Source organism: Pseudomonadota bacterium (assembly GCA_039028935.1).
Taxonomy (GTDB): Bacteria; Pseudomonadota; Gammaproteobacteria; order Steroidobacterales; family SZUA-146; genus SZUA-146.
This window is the reverse complement of record JBCCHD010000003.1, coordinates 50,559-76,982: the sequence shown is the minus strand read 5'-3', so window position 1 is coordinate 76,982 and position 26,424 is coordinate 50,559. Positions and strand designations below refer to the sequence as shown.

21 protein-coding genes are annotated in these 26,424 nt (G+C 57.2%); 11 read left to right on the top strand and 10 right to left on the bottom strand.

Translation table 11 applies throughout. The features are described from left to right. Positions 1-20 precede the first annotated feature (20 nt). Genes AAF465_02545 through bchF form a run of 7 tightly spaced genes read right to left on the bottom strand, consistent with a single transcriptional unit; the run spans position 21 to position 10,100 of the window. Positions 21-1,454 (bottom strand): BCD family MFS transporter, encoded by a 1,434-nt coding sequence (locus AAF465_02545; protein MEM7081585.1) that lies wholly within the window; start codon positions 1,452-1,454, stop codon positions 21-23. Beyond that, positions 1,451-2,152, bottom strand: a complete 702-nt coding sequence (gene bchM / locus AAF465_02540) for a magnesium protoporphyrin IX methyltransferase (GenBank protein ID MEM7081584.1) — start codon at positions 2,150-2,152, stop codon at positions 1,451-1,453. The genes AAF465_02545 and bchM overlap by 4 nt, the downstream gene beginning before the upstream one ends. Further along, the gene (bchL, locus tag AAF465_02535; protein MEM7081583.1) at positions 2,152-3,060 is read right to left on the bottom strand and encodes a ferredoxin:protochlorophyllide reductase (ATP-dependent) iron-sulfur ATP-binding protein; all 909 of its coding nucleotides are present in this window, start codon (positions 3,058-3,060) and stop codon (positions 2,152-2,154) included. The genes bchM and bchL overlap by 1 nt, the downstream gene beginning before the upstream one ends. Next, the gene (locus tag AAF465_02530) at positions 3,057-6,743 is read right to left on the bottom strand and encodes a magnesium chelatase subunit H (protein MEM7081582.1); all 3,687 of its coding nucleotides are present in this window, start codon (positions 6,741-6,743) and stop codon (positions 3,057-3,059) included. The genes bchL and AAF465_02530 overlap by 4 nt, the downstream gene beginning before the upstream one ends. After that, a complete protein-coding gene (gene bchB / locus AAF465_02525) occupies positions 6,718-8,283 on the bottom strand; it encodes a ferredoxin:protochlorophyllide reductase (ATP-dependent) subunit B (protein ID MEM7081581.1) in 1,566 nt (521 codons plus the stop codon). The genes AAF465_02530 and bchB overlap by 26 nt, the downstream gene beginning before the upstream one ends. 1 nt (position 8,284) lies before the next feature. Continuing rightward, positions 8,285-9,577: a ferredoxin:protochlorophyllide reductase (ATP-dependent) subunit N gene (locus AAF465_02520; protein ID MEM7081580.1), complete on the bottom strand. Its 1,293-nt coding sequence runs from the start codon at positions 9,575-9,577 to the stop codon at positions 8,285-8,287. 16 nt (positions 9,578-9,593) lie between these two features. Next, positions 9,594-10,100, bottom strand: a complete 507-nt coding sequence (gene bchF / locus AAF465_02515) for a 2-vinyl bacteriochlorophyllide hydratase (protein ID MEM7081579.1) — start codon at positions 10,098-10,100, stop codon at positions 9,594-9,596. Between the two features lie 240 nt (positions 10,101-10,340). Between bchF and AAF465_02510 the strand changes: the two genes are divergently transcribed. The 6 genes from AAF465_02510 to AAF465_02485 all read left to right on the top strand — a co-directional run bounded on the left by AAF465_02510 (position 10,341) and on the right by AAF465_02485 (position 17,205). Then, positions 10,341-11,198 carry a cobalamin B12-binding domain-containing protein gene (locus AAF465_02510; protein MEM7081578.1) on the top strand — a complete coding sequence of 286 codons (858 nt, stop codon included), beginning with the start codon at positions 10,341-10,343 and terminating at the stop codon, positions 11,196-11,198. Between the two features lie 44 nt (positions 11,199-11,242). Further along, positions 11,243-12,655: a transcriptional regulator PpsR gene (gene ppsR / locus AAF465_02505; protein MEM7081577.1), complete on the top strand. Its 1,413-nt coding sequence runs from the start codon at positions 11,243-11,245 to the stop codon at positions 12,653-12,655. A gap of 66 nt (positions 12,656-12,721) precedes the next feature. Further along, positions 12,722-13,630 carry a chlorophyll synthase ChlG gene (gene chlG, locus AAF465_02500; protein ID MEM7081576.1) on the top strand — a complete coding sequence of 303 codons (909 nt, stop codon included), beginning with the start codon at positions 12,722-12,724 and terminating at the stop codon, positions 13,628-13,630. Continuing rightward, the gene (locus AAF465_02495) at positions 13,627-14,976 is read left to right on the top strand and encodes a BCD family MFS transporter (GenBank protein ID MEM7081575.1); all 1,350 of its coding nucleotides are present in this window, start codon (positions 13,627-13,629) and stop codon (positions 14,974-14,976) included. The genes chlG and AAF465_02495 overlap by 4 nt, the downstream gene beginning before the upstream one ends. A 137-nt stretch (positions 14,977-15,113) precedes the next feature. Next, positions 15,114-16,295, top strand: a complete 1,182-nt coding sequence (locus AAF465_02490; protein ID MEM7081574.1) for a geranylgeranyl diphosphate reductase — start codon at positions 15,114-15,116, stop codon at positions 16,293-16,295. Positions 16,296-16,323: 28 nt separating this feature from the next. Further along, a complete protein-coding gene (locus tag AAF465_02485) occupies positions 16,324-17,205 on the top strand; it encodes an alpha/beta hydrolase (GenBank protein ID MEM7081573.1) in 882 nt (293 codons plus the stop codon). A gap of 17 nt (positions 17,206-17,222) precedes the next feature. Here the strand turns inward: AAF465_02485 and AAF465_02480 are convergent, their stop codons facing one another. Then, positions 17,223-18,290, bottom strand: coding sequence for a hypothetical protein (locus tag AAF465_02480; GenBank protein ID MEM7081572.1), 1,068 nt, complete (start codon positions 18,288-18,290; stop codon positions 17,223-17,225). After that, complete coding sequence (locus tag AAF465_02475; protein MEM7081571.1) at positions 18,283-19,557, bottom strand: ATP-grasp domain-containing protein; 1,275 nt, start codon at positions 19,555-19,557, stop codon at positions 18,283-18,285. The genes AAF465_02480 and AAF465_02475 overlap by 8 nt, the downstream gene beginning before the upstream one ends. Before the next feature lie 48 nt (positions 19,558-19,605). On the opposite strand from AAF465_02475, the gene AAF465_02470 reads away from it, so the two are divergent. Further along, entirely contained in the window at positions 19,606-20,970 is a 1,365-nt protein-coding gene (locus AAF465_02470) for a cytochrome P450 (protein MEM7081570.1), read from the top strand. Then, a complete protein-coding gene (crtD, locus tag AAF465_02465) occupies positions 20,967-22,454 on the top strand; it encodes a 1-hydroxycarotenoid 3,4-desaturase CrtD (protein ID MEM7081569.1) in 1,488 nt (495 codons plus the stop codon). The genes AAF465_02470 and crtD overlap by 4 nt, the downstream gene beginning before the upstream one ends. Here crtD and AAF465_02460 read toward each other — a convergent pair. Further along, positions 22,437-23,936: a phytoene desaturase gene (locus tag AAF465_02460; GenBank protein ID MEM7081568.1), complete on the bottom strand. Its 1,500-nt coding sequence runs from the start codon at positions 23,934-23,936 to the stop codon at positions 22,437-22,439. The two genes, crtD and AAF465_02460, sit on opposite strands and share 18 nt — an antisense overlap. A gap of 130 nt (positions 23,937-24,066) precedes the next feature. Here AAF465_02460 and AAF465_02455 point away from each other — a divergent pair, with 130 nt between their 5' ends. The 3 genes from AAF465_02455 (at position 24,067) to AAF465_02445 (ending at position 26,419) form a co-directional block, all read left to right on the top strand. After that, complete coding sequence (locus AAF465_02455; protein ID MEM7081567.1) at positions 24,067-24,789, top strand: hypothetical protein; 723 nt, start codon at positions 24,067-24,069, stop codon at positions 24,787-24,789. A gap of 173 nt (positions 24,790-24,962) precedes the next feature. Further along, the gene (locus AAF465_02450) at positions 24,963-25,922 is read left to right on the top strand and encodes an NAD(P)H-binding protein (protein MEM7081566.1); all 960 of its coding nucleotides are present in this window, start codon (positions 24,963-24,965) and stop codon (positions 25,920-25,922) included. A 68-nt stretch (positions 25,923-25,990) separates the two neighbouring features. Next, on the top strand, positions 25,991-26,419 hold the full coding sequence (locus AAF465_02445) for an SPOR domain-containing protein (protein ID MEM7081565.1): 429 nt from the start codon (positions 25,991-25,993) through the stop codon (positions 26,417-26,419). The last annotated feature ends 5 nt before the right edge of the window (positions 26,420-26,424 follow it).

Sequence of the window (26,424 nt, the reverse complement as noted above, 5' to 3'; positions counted from 1 at the left end):
CGAACCTCCTGATCGCATCATCAATTGGGAAGCTCGGCCAGACCAACCGATGCTTTTGCATCCATTGGCCGACCCGCATGCGCCGCTAGCGGCCCCAACACCGCAAGCGTCGCGAAAAGTAAAAGAATTTCGAGCTGGTAAACCACGCAGTAACCGGTCGCTGGATTGGCGAGTGCATCACCTAACGCCCCACTCTCAGCCAACACACCGACACCGTCGCGCAATGCACCGCCCAGCGCCATTGCCACGCCGGCCGACGTCGCCTGCACCGCGCCCCAGGCACCCAGCGCCAATCCGCTGCCACCTTCACGTGCTTGGTTCATGCACGCGATAAGCGTGCCCACAACAAACAGGCCACCGCCAAATCCGATCAACGCGACGCCCACCCGAAATAGGCCAGGAATACGCAACCCTGCAACGATCGACACAATGGCAAACGCCACCACGCCCACCAATGCGCCATAGGCGGCCAATCGGTGCGCATCAATACCTCTATGCAATAGACGCGCAGCCAGCGCGAAAGCGATCAAAGTGCCGCCGGCTAATATCGCCGTGAGTGCGGTCGTGGAACTGACGCTGAGGCCCAACACCTCACCACCATAGGGCTCCAACAAAATGTCCTGCATCGTGAAGCCGGCTGTGCCAAGCGCCACGGCAACAAGCAAACGAGCGGAGCGAGCATCCGAATTAAGCTGACGCCAGGCGTCTTTAAAACTGGGCTTCGTATTTTGTGCAAATTGATTGCGAGCGGGATCGCGTGGCTCTTGTTTCCATAGCGACACGACGTTCAGAACAAGCGTAACCACCGCCGCGCCCTGAATGACTTTGATCAGACGTACCTGATTGAAATCGTGCAACAACCAGCCAAACACTGCAGCGCCAAGCAGCATGCCGAGCAATAACACCACAAACAACAACGACACCACTTGCGGGCGCTGCTCCTCGTGGCAAAGGTCGGTTGCGAGCGCTAGACCGGCGGTCTGCGTCACATGCATCCCCGACCCGACCAGCAAAAAGGCTAAGCCCGCCGCCAATTGCGCGGTAAGCATCGAGCCCTGCGTATCGCCCGACAAAATAATGAGCGCGAACGGCATGATGGCCAAACCACCGAACTGCAACACCGTACCCATCCAGATAAACGGTACGCGTCGCCAGCCAAGCGCTGACGAGTAAATATCGGAACGAAAGCCAATCAGCGCTCGAAACGGTGCAACCACAAGCGGCAGCGCGACCATGAGCGCCACAAACCAGGCAGGGACGCCCAATTCGACAATCATGACGCGGTTCAATGTGCCCGTGAGCAGCACCGCGGCCATGCCGACCGTGACCTGAAACAACGCCAGGCGGAGAAGACGCGACAAGGGCAATGAGTCACTGGCCGCATCGGCAAACGGCAACAAGCCACTGCCCACCTGCATCCAGAAACTCGCCGCCTTGTCGCGCGTTTTGGTCATACACGCTCCAGCCGAAAAGCCTGTGACTTATAAAAGCCGCTGCTGATCAGTTGGCTGTCGGTGAGCGACCAGCCCTTCAATACCGGGGAAGCGGCAACGCGCGCGTGCAGCCCGCTCGCTGCCACCGGGACAATCGCTGGCGCCCGATGTTCACGATAAGGTATCAGACGACCCACCGCGTGCATCACCGTCAACGCCGGTGTGCGCGGTGCAACTGTAAACAAAATAGAACGTCGAGTGCGCGCCGCCAAGGTGCCCAGCATCGAGACGATGTCATCGCTATCGTAGTGAATCAACGAGTCCATCGCCACCACGTGATCAACCTCGCCAAACGACTCATCGAGCATATCGCCTACGCGGTAGTCAATGCGCTCGAGTAATTGAGCGTCCGTGCGACGCGCCGCCACATCGACCAGGGTCGAGGACACATCAACCGCCAAAACATGTGCACCGCGCATGGCGGCGTCGATGGCTAACGCGCCGGTACCGCAACCGGCGTCCAGTAATCGCACTCCTTGCAAAGACGCCGGCAGCCAGCTCAACAGTTGCGCGCGCATCGCATCCCGTCCCGCTCGCACCGTCGCACGAACGCGACCCACCGGCGCATCCGATGTTAACTGCGACCAGGCGTCCGCTGCGGTCTGATCAAAGTAGGTCGTCAATTTTTGGCGACGATGTTGATACGTATTTGAGTGCATCAGTCAAAACCCAAGAAATCGAATATCTCGCGATCCGCCATGGGTGACGCCATCAGCGGATCAGTCCCATCCCACAGCACTTGAGCAAGACGAAGATACTCGTTCTGCACCTCTTCGAGGCCCGGTGCATCGTCCATTTCAAACAAGGTCGACTTTTTCAAGCGGCTGCGTCGAATAACATCGAGATCCGGAAAGTGCGCGAGCCGACTTAAGCCGATCGCTTCGTTAAAGCCATCAATTTGATCCGTGTCCGCACTGCGATTCGCAATTACGCCGCCCAGTCGCACTTTGTAATTTTTGGCCTTGGCCTTGATCGCAGCGACAATGCGATTCATAGCGAAAATCGAATCAAAGTCATTGGCCGTCACGACTAAAGCGCGGTCCGCGTGCTGCAAGGGTGCCGCGAACCCGCCGCACACCACATCACCCAACACATCGAAAATAACCACATCCGTATCGTCAAGTAAGTGGTGCTGTTTCAGCAGCTTGACCGTTTGGCCCACAACATAACCGCCACAGCCCGTACCCGCAGGCGGGCCGCCGGCTTCGACGCACATGACACCGTTGTAACCCTCATACACGAAATCATCGGTGCGCAGTTCCTCCGGATGGAATTCGACCGATTCGAGCACATCGATCACCGTTGGCATGAGTCGCTTGGTGAGCGTAAACGTCGAGTCGTGTTTTGGATCGCAACCGATCTGCAACACGCGCTTTCCAAGCTTCGAGAACGCCGCCGACAAATTTGATGATGTGGTGCTCTTGCCGATACCCCCTTTGCCGTAAACCGCGAACACCTTGGCGCCAGAAATCTTATCGTTTGGGTCTAGCGCGACCTGCACGCTACCCTCACCGTCGGGCACTTTGGGTACTACCTTTACTGGGATGGGAAACTGAGTTTGCGTCATGCCGCTACTACCTCTTTTATGCCTTCAAGTCGATCGTCCAATTCATCACCCACGTCGCGGATCTGCTCCAGCGTCTCCTCGTCGGGGCTCCAATAATTTCGTTCTTGCGCTTCCAGTAAGCGTCCAACCACACGCGCCGATGCGGTGGGATTGAGCTCGGCCATGCGATCGCGCATCTCGGGATCGAGAATGTAAAGTTGCGTGAGTTTTTCGTACACCCATGGCGCCACCTTGCCGGTTGTCGCCGACAGGCCCATGGTGTTCGTCACATGATTCTCGATTTGGCGCACGCCTTCAAAACCGTGTCGCAGCATGCCCTCGTACCACGTGGGGTTCAGCATGCGCGAGTGCGCCTCGAGCGCGACCTGGTCAGCCAACGTGCGCACTTGTTCTCGACCATCGGTTTGATCGCCGATATACACTTCAATTTGTTTGCCACTCACCTGCTGCGCCGCCTTTGTGATGCCGCCCAGCGTATCGAAGTAGTTGTCGATCGACGTCACGCCGAGTTCCACCGATTCGATATTCTGGTACGCAAGATCGACATCCTGCAGCGAACGGCTCAGTAATTCTGGCTGACGCTGAGGGAGACCGTCTCGTGTGTAGCCAAAACACTTGCGGCGCATGTAGGTGTTGGCAAGCTCGTCTTCGTCCTGCCAGTGACTGTTTTCGACCAAATGATTGACGTTCCCGCCATACGCTCCTTCCGCATTGCTGAACACGCGCATGGCGGCCGTTTCAAGATCGCAATCGCAGCTTTGCATATAGGCAAGCGCATGCTTACGCACAAAATTTTGTTCTGCAGGCTCGTCGACACTGGCGGCTAAAAACGCCGCTTCAGCCAACATTGCGATTTGGTGCGGCAGCAGATCGCGAAAGATGCCGGACAGGGTCATCACCACGTCGATTCGTGGACGACCCAGTGTTTCAAGCGGAATGAGTTCAGCACCACAAAGTCGACCGTAACTGTCGTAGCGCGGTTGCGCGCCAAGTAGTGCCAGCACTTGTCCGATTGGACCACCTTGGCTTTTAAGGTTGTCCGTGCCCCACAAGACAAACGCGACAGATTCCGGCAGGGTTCCTGACGTCTCGAGATGCTTGTCGAGCAACAGTTGTGCTTGTCGCGCGCCGTCGCTCACGGCGAAGCTACTTGGAATTCGGAATGGATCAAAGCCGTGAATGTTTCGGCCCGTCGGCAAGATGTCCGGCGACTTGATGAGGTCACCACCCACTACCGGTCGGATATAGCGACCATCCAAGGCCTGCACAATCGCGTCGGTCTCATAACGATGTTCCTCGCTCAATAGCGTTGCTGCCTGGCCCAGGCGCGTGACGGCATCCTGATTGAGTTGGCTATCACGGCATACTTCTTCCACTGCGCCACCATCGACCAGCGCGTCGAGCGCCTTTGCCGGTAGTGTGTCTCCCCCCTCCATCGCCTTGAGCAAGTCGCGACGAACATCGCGCGTCAACGGCTCACCCACAACGTGCATGCCGTGAGGAATCAGCGTCTCGCGAAACTCATTAAGCCGCGCCATGAGTGTCATAATGTGCAGGTCGGCGTCGCCGTCCCAGACTGGCTCAGGCGCGGTCAACTCAAGGTCGATCGCCTGTGCTTGAATCGTCGATGCGAGCGCATCGCGCTCGGACTGCGCTTCGGGCGGTTGCTCACGCCAGCGATCGATCGCTTCTTGCAAATCACTGAGTTCACGATGGAGGCCTGCCTCAGTAATAGCTGGCGTCAGATAGCTGATCAGCGTCGCGGCCGAGCGCCGTTTGGCCAACACGCCTTCGGAAGGATTATTGGCGGCATACAGATAAAAGTTGGGCACGTCGCCGAGCAGTCGCTCAGGCCAGCACGCGTCGCTCATGCCAACTTGCTTACCCGGCATAAACTCAAGCGCGCCGTGCGTGCCGAAATTGAGCATCGCATCGACCGCAAGGTCTTCACGAAGGTAGCGATAAAATGCGCTGAACGCGTGTGTCGGAGCGTGACCCTGCTCAAACAACAAACGCATCGGATCACCCTCGTAGCCGAACGACGGTTGCACCACCACATGCACATTGCCAAACTGCTTGCCAAGAACAAATAAGCCGTCGCCGTTTGATAAGTGCTTACCCGGCGCCGGACCCCAACACGCTTCGATATCGGCCAGCCATCGCTCGCGTCGTACGTAATCATCCACAGGAATATGCGCGAGCACATTCGCGTCGGTTCCGTAATCGGCCGCATTACCGGTAAGTATCGCCTCTCGCAACGCATCTACGCTCTCCGGAAGCTCAACGGTATAGCCGGCGTCCGCCAGCGTGTGAAGCGTGTTGTACAGCGACTCAAAGACCGCCAAAAAGGCCGCAGACCCGGTAGCCCCTGCATTAGGTGGAAAGTTGAAAAGCAAGACACCAAGCGTGCGATCGGCGCGAGACGTTCGGCGTAGATCAATGAGCTTGCAAGTTCGAGCGACTAACGTATCGATGCGCTCGGTATGCGGCAGCATGTCGCGACCTGCATCGTCATTGGTGTTTGAGCGACCGGCGAACAGCGTTGGCGCAATGGCACCGTCGAGCTCCGGTATCGCGACCATGAGGGTGGTTTCCACTGGCAGCAGACCGCGCGAAGAGTCTTCCCACTCTTCCAGCGACTGAAACTCACTACAGTGCGCGGCAAGATAGGGCACATCGAGACGTGCCAGCATATCCTCAGCCGCCGCCGAATCGTTGTAAGCGGGGCCACCCACCAACGAGAACCCGGTTAGCGACACTACCGCGTCGACAACCGCCTCGTTCTCATGCACAAAGTACTGCTCAATCGCCGGGCGCGCATCAAGACCACTCGCAAACACCGGAATCACTCGTAACCCCTGTGCCTCCATGGCACGGATAACTTGATCATAATGACGGCAGTTGCCCGCCAGAACGTATGCCCGCATCACAAGCAGGCCTACCGTACCGCGAACCCCCTTCTCCGCGGGCAGGTCGTCGAGTGACTCACTCACACCTTGCTTGATGCACGGGTGATAGATACCCACCTGCGGGTAGTCCACCGGCAGCGGTACGCCCGACTCGCAACGCGCGGGCTTGCCGGCGACATCGGCGTAACGCAGGGTTAAATAACGCACCATGTTGGCGATGTTCTGCTCGGAACCCGCCAGCCAGTACTGCATGGTCAGAAAGTACGCGCGCACATCCTGTGCTGTGCCGGGAATAAAACGCAAAATACGTGGCAATCGTTGCAGCATCGCCACCTGTTTAGCGCCGTTGCTCTTTTGCGCTTTCTTACTGCCACGCAATCGCTTGAGCAACGCCATCGGCCCACTTGTTGAACCGTCCATCTTGAACTGACCAATGCGGGTAAGCTTCATGATCTCGCCATCGCTCATGAAACACACCATGGCGTCGCACTGATCGCGGCGCGCCTTTAGCGCGGGTGCGATCTGCTGAATATGCTCATCGAGGAAGAGCATACAGGCAATGACAATGTCTGCCTGTGCAATATCAGCGCGACAGTCTTCAAGGCGCTGCGGGTCACTCTTCCACTCGCCCGCACAGTGCAGCGTGGCGGTAAGATTCGGCAGATCTTTACGCAACCCAGCAAACGCGCGTTCAGCGGCGCCGGCCAGGTGGCCGTCAAGACTGACAATCGTCACCCGATAGTGGCGCTCAGCGACTGAAGAATGCTTTCGCATCGTACAAAATCTCGGTGGTGATAGTGGTGACACCGTTATCGCGAGCGTATTGCTCAGTATTGCGACGTGCTTTGCCGCGCACAAAAAACGGAATCTTGCCCAGTTCTTTTTCGGCGTCTTCCGACCAACTTGTGTCACCGTCCGGTGACGGTTGCGGGTCTTTGACGGATGCTTCAACCCGCGTTTTACCCCCAAGGTGGGAAGGCGCCACGTCATCATTAAATTCGAAATCTTCGCGGAACATACCCAGCAGATGCTCCTCCAGCCCCATCATGAGCGGATGCACCCAGGTATCAAACAACACGTTTGCACCCTCGAACCCCATTTGTGGCGAGTACGACGCAGGAAAATCTTGCACATGCACCGGCGCGGATATCACCGCACAACCAATCCCCAAACGTTTTGCGATGTGGCGTTCCATCTGGGTGCCCAACACCATTTCTGGCTGAAGTCGGTTAACGGCCTCTTCCACCTCGAGGTAGTCGTCGGTTATCAGTGGCTCAACGTCATATAGTTTGGCAGCGGCACGTACTTCGCGCGCAAACTCCCGGCTGTATGTTCCTAGCCCAACGACTTTAAAACCCATCTCCTCGTGCGCGACTCGTGCGGCGGCCACTGCGTGTGTTGCATCACCAAAAATGAACACGCGTTTGCCGGTCAAATACGTGGAATCGATGGAGCGCGAATACCAAGGCAGACGACTCGGATCACCGGCCAACACCGGCTCGGGGTCAAGCCCCGTAAGCGCGGCCACTTCCTGCACAAAATCCCGGGTGGCACCGACACCGATCGGCACGGTGCGCACGGTCGGCTGTTTGAATGTACGCTCGAGCCAACGCGCGGCGGTGTCCCCAACTTCGGGATACATGAGCACGTTAAAATCAGCGGCACCAATGTTGGCCAGGTCGGCCGGTGTCGCCCCCATCGGCGCCACCACGTGAACATCAACACCCAATTGATCTAACAGAGTTGTGATCTCTCTTACGTCATCGCGATGACGAAACCCTAGCGCAGTGGGCCCCAACAAATTGCAGCTTGGCCGCACTCCTGCTTCGCGCTCGGTTATCGGAGCGCGGGTGCTACCGGGCGCGGGGGCGTGTGGGCCGGCCAGCGCACGAATAAGATGATAGAGCGTTTCGGAGGCGCCCCAGTTCTCTTTGCGCTGATACGACGGTAGCTCGAGCGGCACCACTGGAATCGGTAGATTCAGCGCCTGCGACAATCCATTGGGATCGTCCTGAATGAGTTCGGCGGTGCACGACGCACCGACAATCATTGCGTCGGGCTTGAAGCGCTCGTATGCATCGATCATTGATTGTTGAAAAAGCGTCGCGGTATCGCTGCCAAGATCGCGCGCTTGAAACGTGGTGTAGGTTACCGGTGGACGCTTGTTGTCACGCTGAATCATCGTAAACAGAAGATCGGCGTAGGTGTCCCCTTGCGGCGCGTGGAGCACGTAATGCAACCCCTCCATCGCGGTGGCGATGCGCATCGCACCAACGTGCGTCGGGCCCTCGTAAGTCCAAACCGTTAGTTTCATATTAGACCGCCAGAGCCATGCGGCGATTGAGTGGGCGGGCAAACAACTCAGCGGCATCACCCGCCTGCTCGAATCCTTGAATGGGCGTGAACACCAGCTCGATGGCCCACTTGGTCGTAACCCCACGCGCTTCGAGTGGATTCGCAAGGCCCAAACCGCACAACACCAAATCAGGTTCGGCGGCGAAACACCGATCGAGCTGTTTATCGACGTCTTGCCCTTCGCTTAACTGAGTACCGGCCGGTAACAGCGGCAACTCGTTATCGAGATGTTCGCGATGCAAGTAGGGCGTACCCACTTCGGTCAAGACCATGCCCAGCTCTCGCGACAAAAAGCGCGCGAGCGGGATCTCAAGCTGCGAATCGGGGAAACAAAAAAGGCGTTTACCCTCGAGCATCGCTCGTGACTTGGCGACGGCTGCGCGCGCTCGTCGGCGCGGCGCTTGTGTGGCCGCTTTAAAGGTGTTTGCACTCACACCCCATTCCGTTGCGGCCGCCTGGAACCATTGAGTCGTTCCCTCTTCACCGATTGGAAAGGGCGCCGGCAGTCGACGCGCACCGCGTCGCTCAAGCGCTTGGGCCGTGTCCGCTAAAAACGGCTGCGCCAATAGATATCGTGTATTGGGCCCAACCGAGACAAGTTCGGCTGCCTTGCGCGGCGGTAGAAACTGAGCGTTGATTTCAAGCCCATCAAACAGTTTACGAAACTGATCCTCCACCACGTCTGCGAGCGTGCCGACTACCAGAAGCGAGCGCTCGTCTGTTTCGGGCATGAGCGGCACCAACGACGCCAGGCACGCGTCCTCGCCCTGAGTGAAGGTTGTTTCAATGCCGCTGCCGGAATAATTGAGTACGCGAACCTTGTTCAGGTATTCGCGCGATAGCCGTTCAGCCGCACGTGATAAATCGAGTTTGATCACCTCTGACGGGCAGGAGCCCACGAGGAAAAGAAGTTTGATGTCAGGTCGACGCTCGAGAAGGCGCGCCACCTCTCGATCAAGCTCGTCATTTACATCGGCAAGACCGGCTAAATCGCGCTCGTCGATAATGGCGGTTGCAAACCGAGGCTCAGCAAAAATCATAACGCCGGCGGCCGATTGGATCAGGTGTGCACACGTGCGCGACCCCACCACGAGGAAAAACGCGTCCTGAATCTTTCGGTGCATCCACACGATACCGGTGAGGCCACAAAAAACCTCACGCTGGCCACGCTGCCGAATCACCGGTGCATCGCATTTCCCACCCGGCGACCCTTTGGCGATTACCGCGCTACTCCCCACAACAGCGCCGTCCATCACTTCTCCTTATTATTCATGGCCCGGCCCTCACTGTGGCCGGCGACAGGGATGGGCTTGACGTCAGCCGTGCTTTACGAAGCTTGAGCAAGAACTGAGCAGCATTCACCACATACGCCGCGTAGGCGGCCAGCGCCAGCAGCAGTTGCTCGCGTAACGGCAGCCACTGCTGCCACACCGCCAACAGATAGGCCGTGTGAAGGGCCAGAACAAGCATGCTGACCACGTCTTCCCAAAAAAAGGCGCGTACAAACAAATATTGACCGAAGACCGCTTTCTCCCAAAGCGAGCCCGTTATCATTATTGTGTATAAAATCAATGTCTTAACGATAACAGACAGCGTCGCATGAGGCGCCAAGGACGGGTCATCGAGCGCCATAACGACCAACACTACGCTGACTAAAAACACCCCAAACTGCAGGGGCGCCAGCACGCCCTGCACCAGCGTCCAGCGCGTCGCGTCGCGTCGGGCGCGCTGCTCAGGCGTATACAATGTCGCCGAACTCTCAGACTTGGTGGTCATAGAACCGTCTTTCGGGTGTTTGCAGATGGGTCGTTACCAAACTCCGAATCTAGAGGGCTTTATACACAGTGTCAACTAAACCATACGTCAATTTATCTTGACAATTTTATTCCTACGGGGTTTGATTACTTTGGGGAAATAGCCAAACGGCTGTTCGCTTTGTTATGGCGCGGCGCGTCAACATGCACCCAAGCTTGTGTGTATGATCGAGTAGCGATTACGCGAATTGGGGGCCGGGCCATGGGGTTTAAAGAGTCACGCGTCAACGACGAGTGCTGGGCAGCAATGGGTAGAGAAGACGAAGCATCGACATCTTCACGAGCGCGGTTGACACCAGAAATGGCGCAGCTGAGCCAAACGATTGAGGGCGAGATTATCCCGCGACTGCTGGTCATGTTTGACGATTCCCGGGCGAGCACTGACGTCGTCGATGACAGTTGGGACAACGCCCGTCTGACCGGCGAAGTTGACGCGTTTGTGGAGCTAATCCTCAATAACACCATCGATGTCGCGACCCGCTACATTACAACGCTCGTCGACGACGGCGCGCGTCTTCGAGATATCTATTTGGCCCTGCTGGCGCCGGCCGCGCGCCGTCTGGGCGTCATGTGGGAGGACGACGACTGCGACTTTACTCAAGTAACGGTCGGCGTTGCGCGGATGCATCAGATACTCCACATGTTTAGCCCCTGTTTTTGCGCGCATCCCACGTCAGAATCTGATCACACTCGATCCGCTCTGATCGTGCCGATGCCGGGCGAACAACACACTTTCGGCCACCTCATGGTTGTTGAGTTTTTCCGCCGTGCCGGGTGGCACGTGTGGAGCGGCGCACCGGGCACAACAAAGGCCATTATTGAACTCGTGACGGAACAAGAATTTGATATCATTGGCGTGTCGATTTCGGCCGACCGACACCTGGATCGGCTTGCCGGTTTACTCCGCAATATCCGTCGTCAGTCCGCGCACAAGGGCGTGCGAATTCTTGTCGGTGGAAGGGCCTTTTTGGAGACGGACCGCAAAGCGGAAGATTATGGTGCGGATGGGTTTGCCAACGACGGCGAGGAGGCGGTCCGAACCGCCTCGAGTTTTCAGTGAACCGTTAGAAAAGCGCTTGGTATTCGCTTAGAACAGGATTGTTTGTGACTTCAATTGCCTCCGAATTCGTGTCGGAACTGGACGTAGCCGGCGTTGCGCAAATCGTCTCTTCAGCCAATGACGTGGCGCTTGTTGTCGACGGTGAGGGCGTAATTGTCGACGCGTTCGCCGAGCAAGGCGCGGCCGCTTTTGGCGATCTGAACGCCTGGATCGGTCGGTCCTGGGTCGACACCGTCACCATCGAGAGCCGACCCAAAATCGAGGCGCTTCTTCGCACGACGCCTGAGCGCTCGCCATCACGTTGGCGACAAGTGAATCTACCCACAGACGAAGAAGCCGACACCGCGATTCTCTTTCGCGTTTTCAGTGTCAAATCCAATGGCGACAAGATTGTTATGGGTCGCGATTTACGTGCGCTCTCGGTCATGCAGCAAGAACTGCTCGACGTGCAGCATTCGATGGAAGACGACTATGCACGGCTGTATCAGGCCGAAACGCGCTATCGAATGCTGTTTAAGATGTCGTCAGAGGCAATCCTTATTGTCGATGCGCACGGCCGGGATATTGTAGAGGCCAATCCCGCTGCGTCCGAATATTTGGATCAGCCCGTCAAACATTTGGTGAGCAAGCGTTTCGGGAAGTTTTTTATCGAAGACAGTGCCAATAGCATTGAACAATTGTTGGCGAGCGTGCGCGCCACAGGCCAAGGCGCGGCGATTAAGGTAGAAACCCAGCGCGGCAGTCATTTCGTGCTTAATGCCGAGCTGTTGCGGCAGGACGACGCGTCGCTCTTTTTGATTCATCTCAAATCGAACGACGCCAGCTCGCGCGCTGAAGGACACCATTCCAGCACGGTGATGAACATCATCGAGCATTCGTCGGACGCGTTTGTTGTGGTCGATCCCGACGCGCGCATTTTGTTGGCGAATGATGCCTTTATGGAAATGTGCCAGGTCACGTCCGAACTGCAAATCAAGCTGCAGCCGCTAGAAAATTGGCTGGGACGTCCCGGCGTCGACGTCGGCGTGTTGCGTAAGAACCTGCAGCAAAGAGGGGTCGTTCGTCAGTATGGCACTCAGATAAATCCTGAGTTCGGGGCACCGGTCGATGTTGAGTTGTCCGCGGTGGCCGCGCTGCAAAGTGACATACCGTGCTTTGGGTTCGTGATTCGGCGAATCATTAAACGACCTCGACGAACCGACGATATGGCCAAACAGCCGCTCGGCCAGTCTCTGGAACAAATGACCGAGTTAGTCGGTCGCGTGCCTCTCAAGGATCTAGTGCGCGAAACGACTGATTTGATTGAACGTTTGTGCATTGAAGCCGCGCTTAAGATGACCTCGAATAACCGCGCCTCAGCGGCCGACATGCTGGGCCTTTCCCGGCAGAGTCTCTACGTCAAGCTGCGCCGATTCGACATCGGTGACCCCGATGCCGATGACCCCGCCGGCGACTAATCTGTAAACCCAGCATTACTGTCAGTTCAAATTGACATATTGGCCCCTCAGCGCTAGGGTCATTGGATGGAACGCACGTCCTCGCCGATGCTGGATAGTCGCGCGCCGACCTGGCGTGCGTATCTTGAATTACTCAAGCCCGTAACCTGGTTTCCGCCCATGTGGGCGTTCAGCTGTGGGCTGGTCGCCTCCGGTGCCACTTTGGGTTCGAGGGCCTGGTTCGTAGTCGGCGGTGTGGCGCTGGCCGGTCCACTCGTCTGTGGCACCAGCCAAATCGTCAACGACTGGTATGACCGTCACGTTGACGCGATCAATGAACCCGACCGGCCTATTCCGTCAGGCCGTGTACCGGGTCGCCATGGGTTTTATTTTGCTCTGATCTGGACCGCGCTCTCACTGGCCGTGGCGTCAGTGCTCGGATCCTGGGTGTTTACCGCCGCGTGTGTCGGCCTACTTCTCGCTTGGGTCTATAGCGCCCCACCACTCAGGCTCAAAGCGAATGGCTGGTGGGGCAACAGCGCGGTGGCCATCTGTTACGAGGGCTTGCCATGGTTTACCGCCGCCGCGGTGATCAGCGGTATGTTGCCCACGTGGCATTCGATTGTCGCCGCACTCGCTTACAGTGTTGGTGCCCACGGCATCATGACACTCAACGATTTTAAAGCCATCGAAGGCGACACGCGCATGGGTGTGAACAGTTTGCCCGTGCTGCACGGTGCCGATGGTGCCGCGCGCATTGCGTGCGTGATTATGGCGCTGGCGCAAGTAGCGGTCGTTGCGCTACTCGTGTACATCGACATGCCCTTCCATGCGCTTGCGGTCACCGCATTGCTCGGCGTGCAGCTTGTGATGATGCGCCGCTTTTTGAGCAACCCAATTCGATACGCCACCTGGTATAGCGCATTTGGCGTGACACTGTATGTCAGCGGAATGTTATTCACGGCATTTGCGATTCGTCAGGTGCTGCTCTCATGACGACAGGGCTGGGCTGGTTTGGTATTTTCAGGCTGGGGGTCATTCAAGCCTCTCTCGGCGCGATTGTCGTTCTCACTACCTCTACGCTTAATCGTGTGATGGTCGTTGAGCTGGCATTGCCAGCCATGCTTCCGGGTGCGCTGGTCGCGCTTCACTACGCCGTGCAAATACTGCGCCCTAAGTTCGGCTACGCGTCCGACTGCGGCGGGTCGCGCACACCGTGGATCATCGGTGGCATGGTCGTACTGGCGCTTGGTGGCACACTGGCGGCAGCGTCGACGTTGGTGATGGCGCACTCCACTTTGATGGGCGTCATCGTCGCGACACTCGCGTTTTTACTCGTGGGCGCAGGCGTCGGTGCAAGTGGCACCTCGCTGCTGGTGTTACTCGCCGCCACGGTCAGTGCCTCGCGCCGCGCCGCTGCCGCAACCATCACCTGGGTCATGATGATTATGGGCTTTGTGCTCACCACCGTCATCGTCGGTCAACTGCTGGATCCTTTTACCTTTGGTCGACTAGTGTGGCTCACCGCGGCAGTTGGCGGACTCGCGGTACTGTTTACCACGCTCGCGGTAGCGGGCATTGAAAAACGGGCATCAGTGCCGTCCACTCTGGGCAATCCAACGAGCGCCGAATCGGCACCCTCGCGCGACGAATTTCTCTCCGCATTGCGCGACGTCATGAGCGAACCGCTCACCCGTCGCTTCGCCTTATTTGTGTTTATCTCGATGCTGGCCTACAGCGCGCAGGATTTACTGTTGGAACCCTTCGCCGGCGCGGTGTTTGATTTCACGCCAGGCGAGTCGACCAAACTGGGTGGTGTCCAACATGGCGGCGTACTGCTCGGTATGTTGCTCGTCGCATTAATCGGTAGCGGCATCGCTAAAGGCAAACACGACGTACTCAGGCGCTGCATGATCGGAGGATGCCTGGCATCAGCCGCCGCGTTGGGCATGTTGTCGTTTGGCGCATTCGAGGGCGTCGGTTGGCCACTTCGCCAAGTCGTGTTTGGGCTTGGCACAGCGAATGGCATTTTCGCCGTCGCCGCGATTGGCTGCATGATGAGCCTCGTCAGCAGCGGTCGACGGCAGCGCGATGGCCTACGCATGGGTGTATGGGGCGCAGCTCAGGCTATTGCATTTGGCCTCGGTGGACTGCTGGGTACAGGCGTGATCGACGTTATCCGCCTCATCGTCGGCACAACCGCACCCGCCTACGCCACGGCCTTTGCGATTCAGGCGCTGTTTTTTCTCGTAGCAAGTTATCTAGCCGCCAGCTTGAGCTCGCAGCAGGCGCGCGAACACTGGGCACGAGATAGCCGCTCAGCAGCACTGACGGCGAATTAAAACGATCGACCGCCGGGCCTGCCGATACCGGCGGTAATCGGACAACACACTGGGTTGGAACGACGCAGACACGTTAACACTGGGATCAGAACACAGAATAGGTGGTTCTTGACCCACTCGAACAGGGACATAGGGCAATGAATACTTTTGATGTAGCGGTAATCGGTGGGGGTCCAAGTGGCGCTACCGCGGCCAACGATTTAGCCCAGAAAGGATTCAGCGTATTGCTGCTCGATCGCGACGGTCGGATCAAGCCATGCGGCGGTGCTGTGCCCCCCATTTTGGTGCGTGAATTTGATATTCCCGAATCATTACTCGAGGCCAAAGTCACAACCGCTCGTATGATTTCACCGACCAAAGTTAAAGTCGACATGCCCATCGGTGGTTGGGTTGGCATGGTCGATCGCGGCACTTTCGATGAATGGCTACGCAGCCGCGCCGCGAAAAATGGCGCCACGCGTATCACCGGGAAATTCTCACGCGTAACGCGCGACGATGAAGTCCATCCAATCATTGAATTCAAGGACAGTAAAGGCGCGACCCACCGCATTCGAACGCGTGCCATTATCGGTGCCGATGGCGCTGCCTCGAATGTTGCTAAGCAGTGTCTCAATGATCAAAAACCACTGCCGAATGTCTTTGCTTATCATGAGATCGTAAAATCACCGCAAGCGATTAACGACGATATTCACTTTGACCCCAAACGCTGCGATGTGTATTACCAGGGTCAGTGCTCGCCTGATTTTTACGGTTGGGTATTTCCGCACGGCGAGCAGACCAGTGTCGGCATGGGCACCGCTAAACAGGGCTTTTCATTGCGCGCTTCCGTATCAAAACTTCGCGCCCAATCGGGTCTCAGCGATGCCGAAACCGTCCGTACGGAAGGCGCACCGATACCACTGAAAACCCGCAAACGTTGGGACAATGGTCGCGATGTCGTCGTAACAGGTGACGCGGCGGGAGCGGTCGCGCCCGCCTCGGGCGAAGGCATTTACTACGCAATGCTCAGCGGGCGTTGTGCCGGCGATGCGGTCGCCGAGTTTTTGGCAACCAATGATGCTCGAGCACTCAAGCTTGCGCGCAAACATTTTATGCGCCTTCACGGCCGGGTATTTTGGATTTTGGGCATCATGCAGCGCTTTTGGTACTCGAGCGACAAGCGCCGCGAACGCTTTGTCAGCATCTGCAAAGATCCCGATGTACAAACGCTCACTTGGCAGGCGTATATGAATAAGAAACTCGTCCGTGCCAAGCCTGTGGCACACGTACGGATTTTCTTCAAAGACATGGCTCACCTGCTAGGGCTCGCGCCGCGCTGAGCGTACAATTCAAGCGGAACAGTTGGCGTTGACGTCTTCTTTGCCTAATGCGGTCGATGCGCCGCTTATCGCACTCAACGGGCGCGCCGGTCGATTGGCCTATTATCGTGCGGGCAGTGGCCCGCCCGTACTGCTCATTCACAGCATTAATGCCGCCGGATCAACCGCCGAAATGGCGCCACTGTTCGAACACCTGCGTCGACATCGCACTGTGTTTGCGCTTGATCTTCCCGGCTTTGGACACTCTGATCGCAGTGAGCGTGAGTACACGGTCACTCTGTTTGTCACCGCAATCCAAGATATCATCGACGTCATCTATGAAGAATGCGATACGCCAATTGATGCCGTCGCGCTGTCGCTATCGGCGGAATTTTTGGCCCGAGCCGCGTTACACGAGCGACACAAATTACGCTCACTGACGCTCATTACACCTACCGGGTTTAACGTGGGTGCAAATCGATTACGCGCGCCGCCCGGCACCACGCGCTACATGCCGATACTCGACAAAGTTCTGCGGTTTCCGTTGTGGCGGAAACGGCTGTTTGCCGCCCTAGTCAGTCCGCGCAGCATTCGCTATTTTCTCCGTCGGACTTATGGTTCTGGTGTCATTGATGAGAAGCTCGCTCTTTATTGCGACGCCACCACTCATCAACCTGGTGCGGATCGTGCTCCGTTTGCCTTTCTAAGTGGCGTGCTCTTTAGCAAGGACATTCGCACAATCTATGAAGCGCTCGTGTTGCCAGTCTTTCTGGCGCACGGCACACGAGGCGATTTCGCCGATTTTCGTGGTGCAGATTGGACTGATGAACGCGATAACTGGACCGTCAGCGCGTATGACGCCGGCGCACTGCTACATTTCGAGTGCGACGAGTTTGCAGCGCATCTCGATGCGTTTTTTGCGTCACTTTAATCTTTCCAAGCAACGATTCAACGTGGATTGAGACCGAGCGGCGCTGTTGCTAGCTGATCAAAGCCCGGCACGCGCCCATGCGCTCTGGCCAACACCGACACATGCTGTTGGGTGGCTCGCGCAAAATAACCACTAATACAGGGCGCAAGCCGCGAACTGGCCTGACAGGTCGGATCCAGCGTGAGCATGGCCATGTGGGTGTTGGCGCGTGCCATAAAGGTCGCGAGCAGAGGTTTCCATACGGCTTCAAACCCAGGTAAAACCACCGCGTTATCAAGCTGCACGTAGCGAAAGTCATGAGGATCAAAGCGTCGACGCGCCGGCGAGGCGTACGCGAACACGTGCTTACTCAAAAAGTCCCACGGCTGACCGATTCTTGAAAAATCAATGCGAACGAGGCGCGCTTGCGCGCCGGCCACAATTTGACCATCTTCCACTTTCGCTAAAAACGGCGCATCACTCGCAACCCTGACACCACAGTCGTCATAGGTCTGCGCCTGCGCCTGTATAACGCGGGGATCGTCCGCGTCGAGTTCGGTCAGCGCTAAGGTTGCGCGTGGCCATTGGCGGTAAACCAGCTGAGTCCGCAGTGTACCGATAGACGTCGTATGCGCCGAGAGTGCCCCCATCGACGGTTGATTGGCGCGCTCCACGCACCCGTAGCTCACAAACGATTCGCCGTTACGGGCCGCCAGTCCATCCAACCAACTGAGTGTTTGCTGCACGATGCGTGTGCCTAACCCTTTGCCTTTCATCGACGCGTTAAGGCAGAGCGACGAGCGATACACACCGAGAATTGGGCGGTCGTGTACCAAAAGCGTGTGACGCCGCAGCAGATACGTACCGACCAGTGTGTCCGCACGCACTAAGCGTACGTAGGCGACATCACGACCGAGAGACTCGAGGGAGCGATCCACATCCAGGCGCCGGTAGCGCATACCGCCTTCACCAAACTCGGTGCGTGCGATAAGCGATGCAAATGCTTGGCGTTCCGCCTGTGGCGGGCCCGCGCAAGCGGTCAACTCGAGCGCGCCGTCTCGCCACAACAGTGACCGATCACCGCGTTCAAATAACGGCTTACTCACGCGAATATTCCAGATCTAATGCCGCCACTTCGGCAAAGGTCTGACGATGTCGAATCGCCCGATAGATCAACGGCCAGGTGTTGATTGTCATCAGCAAAAACGGCCAAGGATCGTCTCTCGACCAGGTGACATCGCGCGCACGTCGTAGCCAGCCAAACGCCTCGCGTCGGGCGTCTCGATTCGTAAGACGCCCGAGTACGGTCGTAAAGGTTGAATAGCTCTCTTGGAGAACCGATTCGGCACGAACGTTAACCTGCTCGCTGTCGAGGATCGCCTTCGCAAGCGCAGAACCAGAGAAAAAGTGGATTCCGCTGTTTGCCCGTGGATTGCACTCCAACGCATACGGTACGCCTTGCGCATCGATAATAAAGTCAAAGCCAATAAAGCCAGTGTGGCGTTGGTGCGCCACAAACGCATCGACCCACTGCGAAATTGCCGGGTGCGCGACACGCTCAAAAACCACCGCTACGCTGCCGGACCGCACGTTGGCGCGATACACCACGTTGGCCACCACCTGGCCATCACGCGCAAGCGCCAACGAACTCAGCTCCTGCCCTTCCACCGCTTGCTGCACCAGCGAGTCCTGCGGCAGGCCAAGCTGGGATGGCACTTTGGTCTGTTGATCTGGGTGCTCTGGATCTTCCGTACGATGGGGCGACGGCAAACACGACAAAAGCTCACCCGGTGCATAATGAACGACGCCGCGCCCCGAACAACTCAGGCGAGGTTTCACCACGCATGCGTCCGTTGCCAAGATCGCAGACTGCTCTGAATCCAGTGCGCAGGACCGCGGTACACTCAAACCAGCAGCGTGCGCCGCTTTATTAAAGAGCAGTTTGTCATGCAAGGTCAGCAGGGCCGCGGGCGGGGGGCAATAGAGCGGACAATCGATCTGTGCAGCCAGCGCGGCAACATGCAGCGTCTCCTCAGACACCGGCACGACCAATGCCACCTGTTCGCGCTCAATGATGTCGCATAGCGCTTGCCGATAGGCGCGCGGGTCATGCCGCGGCGCGGGGGTTTGATAACTATCAGAAACGCTGCGAGAGTGGCGAAGAAGATGTAAGCCAAATGGCTCTGCCACCACGACCCGCCAGCCAATCGCAGCAAAACTTCGAGCGATCTCAAGTGCGACGGGCAACCTGCCAAGCGTGAGTAGGACCGTGTTCAATTCGGGCGCGATATCGGTGGCGTTACACATACGGAAGAATCGATCATACACGAACGGTATTCTGGGTTTATACTGTGACTCGCCAATGATTGTCATCACACATACAGCGACGTCCCTCTGGCTACGGGCCCGGGACTGATTCGGGTGTATCGCCCACCTGCACCTCAGCCCAAAACGCCGATTCGCTCATTGCTGCGCGTAATCCGACAGGGCGACGGCGATCTTTTGAGCCTCGTACCACGTGATGCCTACACCAAACCGCTCACGCATCTGGGCTACTCGCGCCGCTCGATATTGTTGGTCAATTCACCCAAGCTCGCGCGCGACATATTGACCGATCCGCTCGACATATTCCCCAAAAACGATTTGATGGTGGGCGCGCTGGCGCCGCTCGTCGGGGATTCGATATTTGTTTCCAGTGGCGAACGCTGGAAACGACAACGCGCAATGATCGATCCCGCCTTCTCACATATGCGCATCAACACGGCGTACAACTCCATGTCCGACGCCGTCGACGACTACCAACAGCTACTGGACGAGCGCTGTGTGTCAGGCGAAACTTTTTCCCTCGACCTCGCAATGAGTCACCTAACCGCTGACGTGATCTGCCGCACGATCTTTTCCAAACCGCTTGCCAGCGACACAGTGCAGGATGTCTTCGCGTCGTTTCTTGAGTTTGAGCGCAGCGTCGCCAGTGTCAATCTATGGCAACTCATCTTTGGAAAACCTTGGGCTGATATTCGTCAACCTCAAAACGTGTTGGATGCCTGCGAACGTATTCGCCGACACATTGGCCATTTTCTCGACCCACGCCTCGCGCCCGACGCCGACAAGATCGATGACATTGTGAACGCCTGTATTGAGGCTCGGGACGCCGAAACAGGCCAAGGGTTCACGCGTGAGGAGCTCATTGATCAGATTGGCGTATTCTTTTTGGCCGGGCACGAAACGACCGCCAGCGTGCTGACCTGGATTTTCTACATCCTGGCCGTGCAGCCCGATATCGCGCAACGCATGCGGGCGGAAATCGACCAGGTCGTCGGCCATGCCCCCGTCGCCATCGAGCACGTCAAGCAGCTTGCCTACACGCGCAACGTCTTTCGCGAGACTCTGCGCCTATACCCCCCGATCACCTTTATTCCTCGTGTTGCCGCCATGTCTACGACAATTGGTGACATTCGAGTTAAACGGGGTGCCATGATCATGATTTCACCTTGGACCGCCCATCGAAATACGGCGCTATGGCAGAACGCGGATCGCTTTGATCCCGACCGCTTTACACGTACCGGCGATGATCAGGATCGCGGCGCGTTTATGTCGTTTGGCTTAGGCCCACGCGTGTGCGTGGGCGCGGCGTTCGCCACGATCGAGAGTGGCCTGATCCTAGCCCGCCTCATACGGCGTTACGATTTTCACGTGCAAAATTCCGACGCGATCCGTCCAGTGGCGCGACTGACGACCCGCCCTGCTCAAGAGGTTCAAGTCACCGTCACTCGCCGACACATATGAAACTTAGCGATCGACAGGTAGTCGTGATTGGTGCCGGGATGGGCGGCCTCGCGAGCGCACTGAGGCTGGCCACTGCCGGAGTACGCGTCACGGTGCTGGAACGCCATGGGTCGCCCGGCGGAAAAATGCGCGAAGTCATCGCAGGCTCAGCCCCGCTCGACTCCGGACCGACGGTGTTTACGATGCGCTGGGTATTCGAAGATCTGTTCGCCGCTGCCGGTACACGTTTGGATGAACATGTCTCACTCCTCCGCGAATCGCTGCTCGCGCGACACAGCTGGACAGACGGTAGTCGACTCGATCTGTTTGCGGATCTTGATCAGTCTGTCGACGCGATCGAGCAGTTCGCCGGTCACCGTGAGGCCCATGCCTACCGACGCTTTGCTCAACAGAGTGCGTCTATTTTTGAGACGCTGGACGCGTCATTCATGCGAGCGCCCAAACCATCGCCCGTCGAACTCGCCCTATCTCTCGGGCTTGGAGGTGTACCCAAGCTTTATGCCACCAAACCGTTTACATCACTCTGGCAGGAGCTGGGCAAGGTGTTCACCGACCCACGTCTTCAACAACTGTTCGGTCGCTACGCCACCTATTGTGGATCATCACCATTCAGCGCACCCGCCACATTAATGCTCATTGCTCACGCCGAACGCGCAGGCGTTTGGCTGGTGGACGGTGGCATGCAACGCCTGGCCGAAGCATTGACATCACTGTCGATCCAGCGGGGCGCCACCATTGAATTTAATCGCCATGTGGACTCACTCGATATCCGGCGAGGCCGTGTACACGGCGTTCACGTCGGCGATGACTATTACGAAGCGGATGCGGTCGTGTTCAACGGTGACGCCGCGGCACTGGCATCAGGACAACTTGGCACGGCCGCCAAACGCGCTGTGCCCAAACGCAAACAGCACTCCCTATCGGCGATCACCTGGAGTATGCAAGCGACGACCACGGGTCTGGACTTGGCCCATCACACTGTTCTGTTTGGCGACAACTACATCGATGAGTTCGATCATGTGTTCAAGCACAAGGCGATCACCCATTCTCCCACCGTCTATCTGTGCGCGCAGGATCGCGGTCCTGGACGTACTCGACAGTCACCTGAACGACTGTTTGCGCTGATCAATGCACCAGCATGCGCGCTATCAAGTGCCGATCTCGATCGCTACGAGCAATACATGTTCGCGCAGCTGGATCGTCACGGCGTTGCGCTCGACATCGCTGCCTGCGTACGCACAACACCCAACGACTTTGCCCGTCTATTCCCTGCAACAGAGGGTGCACTCTACGGCTCACCGACCCATGGCTGGAATGGTTCGTTTGATCGCCCGGGCGCGACATGCAAGGTACACGGTCTGTTTTTAGCCGGCGGTAGCGTTCACCCCGGTCCCGGCATCCCAATGGCGACTCTATCGGGACAGCAAGCCGCCAAAGCGGCGCTCGACGCTCTGCGCACAGGCGGGTTACACCGAGGTCTCTAACTCGATAGGTTCGGGGACAACCTCATCGAGTACTTTGGCCGATGAAATTACACCCGGTAATCCCGCACCAGGGTGCGTACCGGCACCGACTAGATACAGACCGTCAAGCTCTTCACTTTTGTTATTGGGTCGAAACCAACCGGTTTGCGTGAGCACGGGCTGGAGGCCGAATGCGGCGCCTTTCACTGAGGACAAGCGTGACTCAAAATCAGCCGGTGTCAGCAGCCTCGATGTGGCGATATGATCCTCTAGACCCGGCAATACCGTGTCGCTCAACGCGTTGGCGATCCGCGCCCGGTAGCGCTCGCCCTCAGTCGACCAGTCGATGTCACTATCCAAATGCGGTACGGGCGATAGCACATAAAAGGCGTCGCAGCCCTCGGGCGCCAACGACGTGTCGGTCGCCGTGGGTCGGTGTAAGTAAAGACTGAAATCCTCGGCCAGCACATGGCGTTTAAATATATCGTTGAGCAGGCCACGATAGCGCTCGCCCAGCAAAATCATATGATGAGGCACATCCTCGTATCGACGATCCGTGCCGAAATACCAAACGAACAAACTCATCGAGTAGCGCGCGCGCTCGAGGCGGCGATTGGTCCAGCGTTTACGCACCGACTCAGAAACTAGGTAGCGATAGGTTGATGCCGAATCCGCATTGGACACCACGATGTCCGCTGGCAATTCCTCGCCAGATGCCAGACGCACGCCGGTCGCTCGGTTGCCATCATTCAAAATCTGCACCACTGGCGCGTTGTAGCGCATGCGGCCACCGTTACCCTCGATCAGGTTCACCAGACCAGTGACTAGACTGCCGGTGCCGCCCATCGCGAAGTGCACCCCATGACGACGTTCCAACTGGGCGATGAGCGTATAAACGGCGGTCGTACTGAACGGGTTTCCGCCCACGAGCAGCGGATGGAAACTGAACACCATCCTCAACTTGGGATGCTTAATGTACTTGGCAACCAGCCCATAGACCGACCGATAGAACTGGACGCGCACAAGGTCTGGCGCAACTTTGAGCATCTTGAGCGGCGAATCAAACGACACACTGAGCAGCTGATCAAAGCCAACATTGTAGACCTGGGTAGCGGCCTCAAAAAAACGCTCGTAGCCGGCCACATCTTCTTCGCTGAACTTGGCGATCTCAGCACGCATCGCAGCGTGATCGCCGCTGTAATCAAAATGCGTGCCGTCATCAAAACGGATTCGATAGTAGGGGGAGATTTCGCGCAGATCGATATCGTCCGCCATGCGCCGGCCACACAATGACCAGAGTTCTTCGAGTAAAAACGGGGCGGTGATGATCGTGGGGCCGGCGTCGAACACAAAGCCATCCTGACGGTAAACGTACGCGCGACCGCCAGGTCCATCGAGTTTTTCAACGACTTCCACGTCGAAACCGCGCGCGCTGAGGCGCACAGCAGCCGCTAAACCGCCAAATCCACTGCCAATTACAATCGCTCGGGCTTTTTTGCTCATATTTACATCAAATAGGGCCATCAAGACTGTTTCTATATTATGCTTTTGATCAACATCAATCATCTTTTAGGCACGCACGTAAAATTCGCGTCAAGAGCACCCAAACCGGGCACGCGCCGGGGGGAATCGAATGTGGCTGTTTGATCAGCTAGTACATGCCCATATCGTGACCGGCACAGTCGGCCTCATCACTATGTGGCTGCCCGTAGTAGGCCGCAAAGGCACAACGCGCCACAAGAAATGGGGCCGAGTATTTGCCTGGTCGATGTTGTTGACCGGGTCCATCGCTATCGGTATCAGCTTGTGCACCCTCGCCTACCCACTGGAAACCCACGACTTTGCCGATGACGCCGCATTGGTACGCGGCCTCTTTGGCTACATGATGCTGTACTTGGCAGTACTCACGATCATGCTCGCGCACTATGGCCGTCTATGCATTCAAAACAAGCGCAATCATCAAGCCAATCGCACCCCACTCAATCTAACTCTTCAAGCCTTAACGTTTATTGCAGCGGCTAACTGCGCGATTCATGGCGTGCTTCTCAAACAACCGCTGATGGTGGCCATTTCGATCGTCGGCCTCACCGCCGCCGTGCTCAACACCCGCTTTATCTTGAGCGACAGTCCGCCCTTTAACGAATGGCTCATCCAGCACACGCGGGGCTTAGTCGGTGCCGGCATTTCGGTCTACACCGCGTTTTTGGCGTTCGGCGCCGTCAACACACTGCCGGAATACGCCTTTAGTCCAATCGTGTGGGCAACCCCAACCGTGCTGGGTGTCAGCCTGTTGCTGTACCATCAGTTTAAGATTGAGAAACAACGACGACGCATCGCCGAGCGTGCCCGTGCTTAATCGGTTGTTATGCAGTCGATGAACTTGAGCGGCGTACCGCCTATCCTAAACACGCTGTTGAATTCGAACCGACCTCCTGATCACCACTCGCCATGACAGGCGTTTTTGAGCCAATTCGCCAATCCGAATCAGTCGTGTCAAGATCGATCCCGTAGACCAGATGGGTAGGTATCGTGACGACTAAAACACCTCATGTGCTCCTTGCTGGCGCAACCGGCTATGTCGGCCGGGCGGTGGCGCGTGAACTCGTGGCACGCGGCTATGGGGTGACCGCGATGGCGCGCGATCAAGAACAAACCGTGCCGGATTGCGAAATGCTTAACTATGAGCAACTTGAGGCGGGACCGAGCGAGGACACGAATACGCGTGTGTATGATGCGGTCATCTCCTGCGTGGCGTCGCGCAGTGGCGCACCGCAAGATGCCTGGCGGGTCGATCACGATCTCAATCAACGCCTGCTCTCATTCGCGAGGAACGTGGGTGCTCGCCAGTTTATTCTGCTCTCCGCCATCTGCGTACAAAAACCCAAGCTTGCATTTCAGTTTGCCAAACTGGCGTTTGAACAAGCATTGATTGACTCGGGTCTAACATACAGCATCATTCGACCCACGGCGTATTTTCGCTCTCTGTCCGGTCAAGTTGAACGACTTCGTCAAGGCAAACCGTTTCTTTTGTTTGCCGACGGCAAACAAACGGCCTGCAAACCGATTGCGCGAAGAGATCTCGCCGCGTTTTTAGTCGATTGCATCGACCGACCGGATCGACACAATGCGATCTTACCCATCGGCGGTCCTGGACCCGCGATCACCGCTCGTCAACAAGGCGAGCTGCTGTTCTACGCGATGCAAAAACCGCCTGCGTTTCGCGCCGTGCCACCTTCGATGTTTGTCTGGTTTGCCCGTGTTCTCACACCCTTAGGCTGGTTGCTGCCCACGATGGCGGTTAAAGCCGAATTTGCCCGTATTGCGCATTACTATGCGACCGAATCGATGTTGTGGTGGAACCCCGAAACCGGTGAGTATGACGCGGATGCAACGCCGTCAACTGGCGACATCACCTTGAGCGATCATTACGCGCAACTCGTCCGAGAAAACACCACCGATCACGACGCGGGCTCGCACAAACTGTTTTGATCAACGATGATGATCGAATCAAAAAACGCTATACTGCCTGCGAGCTTACTGACATGGAGAGTATCCTAATGCTCAAACGATCCTGTGCCGTGTTGTTGTCCCTGTTGGGCGCTACCAGTTATGCCGATCTTTACGATGTGCAGATCGGAGCTTTTCGAAACCCAAATCCCGCCGTAACAGTCTCGCCAGACATCGGTGAACTGCGCCACACAGTTGGTAACGATGGATTAACACGCGTTCTTGTCGGACCTTACGCGAGCAAATCGGACGCGAACCGCGCTCGAGATGCACTTCGTGCAGCCGGCTTTGGTCAGGCATATATCCGCACAGCGTCGACGGCCGCCGCCGTGATACCGAGCAGCACAAGTCATGTTGATGATGTCATGCCGGACCCTGACGCGATGACCGCCGACGACATGGAACTTGAAGGGGAGCGGGTCATGCTCGATGGCAAACCGCATCGAAAAGTGGGCGATCGATTTATCCCGATCAAGTAGCGTAA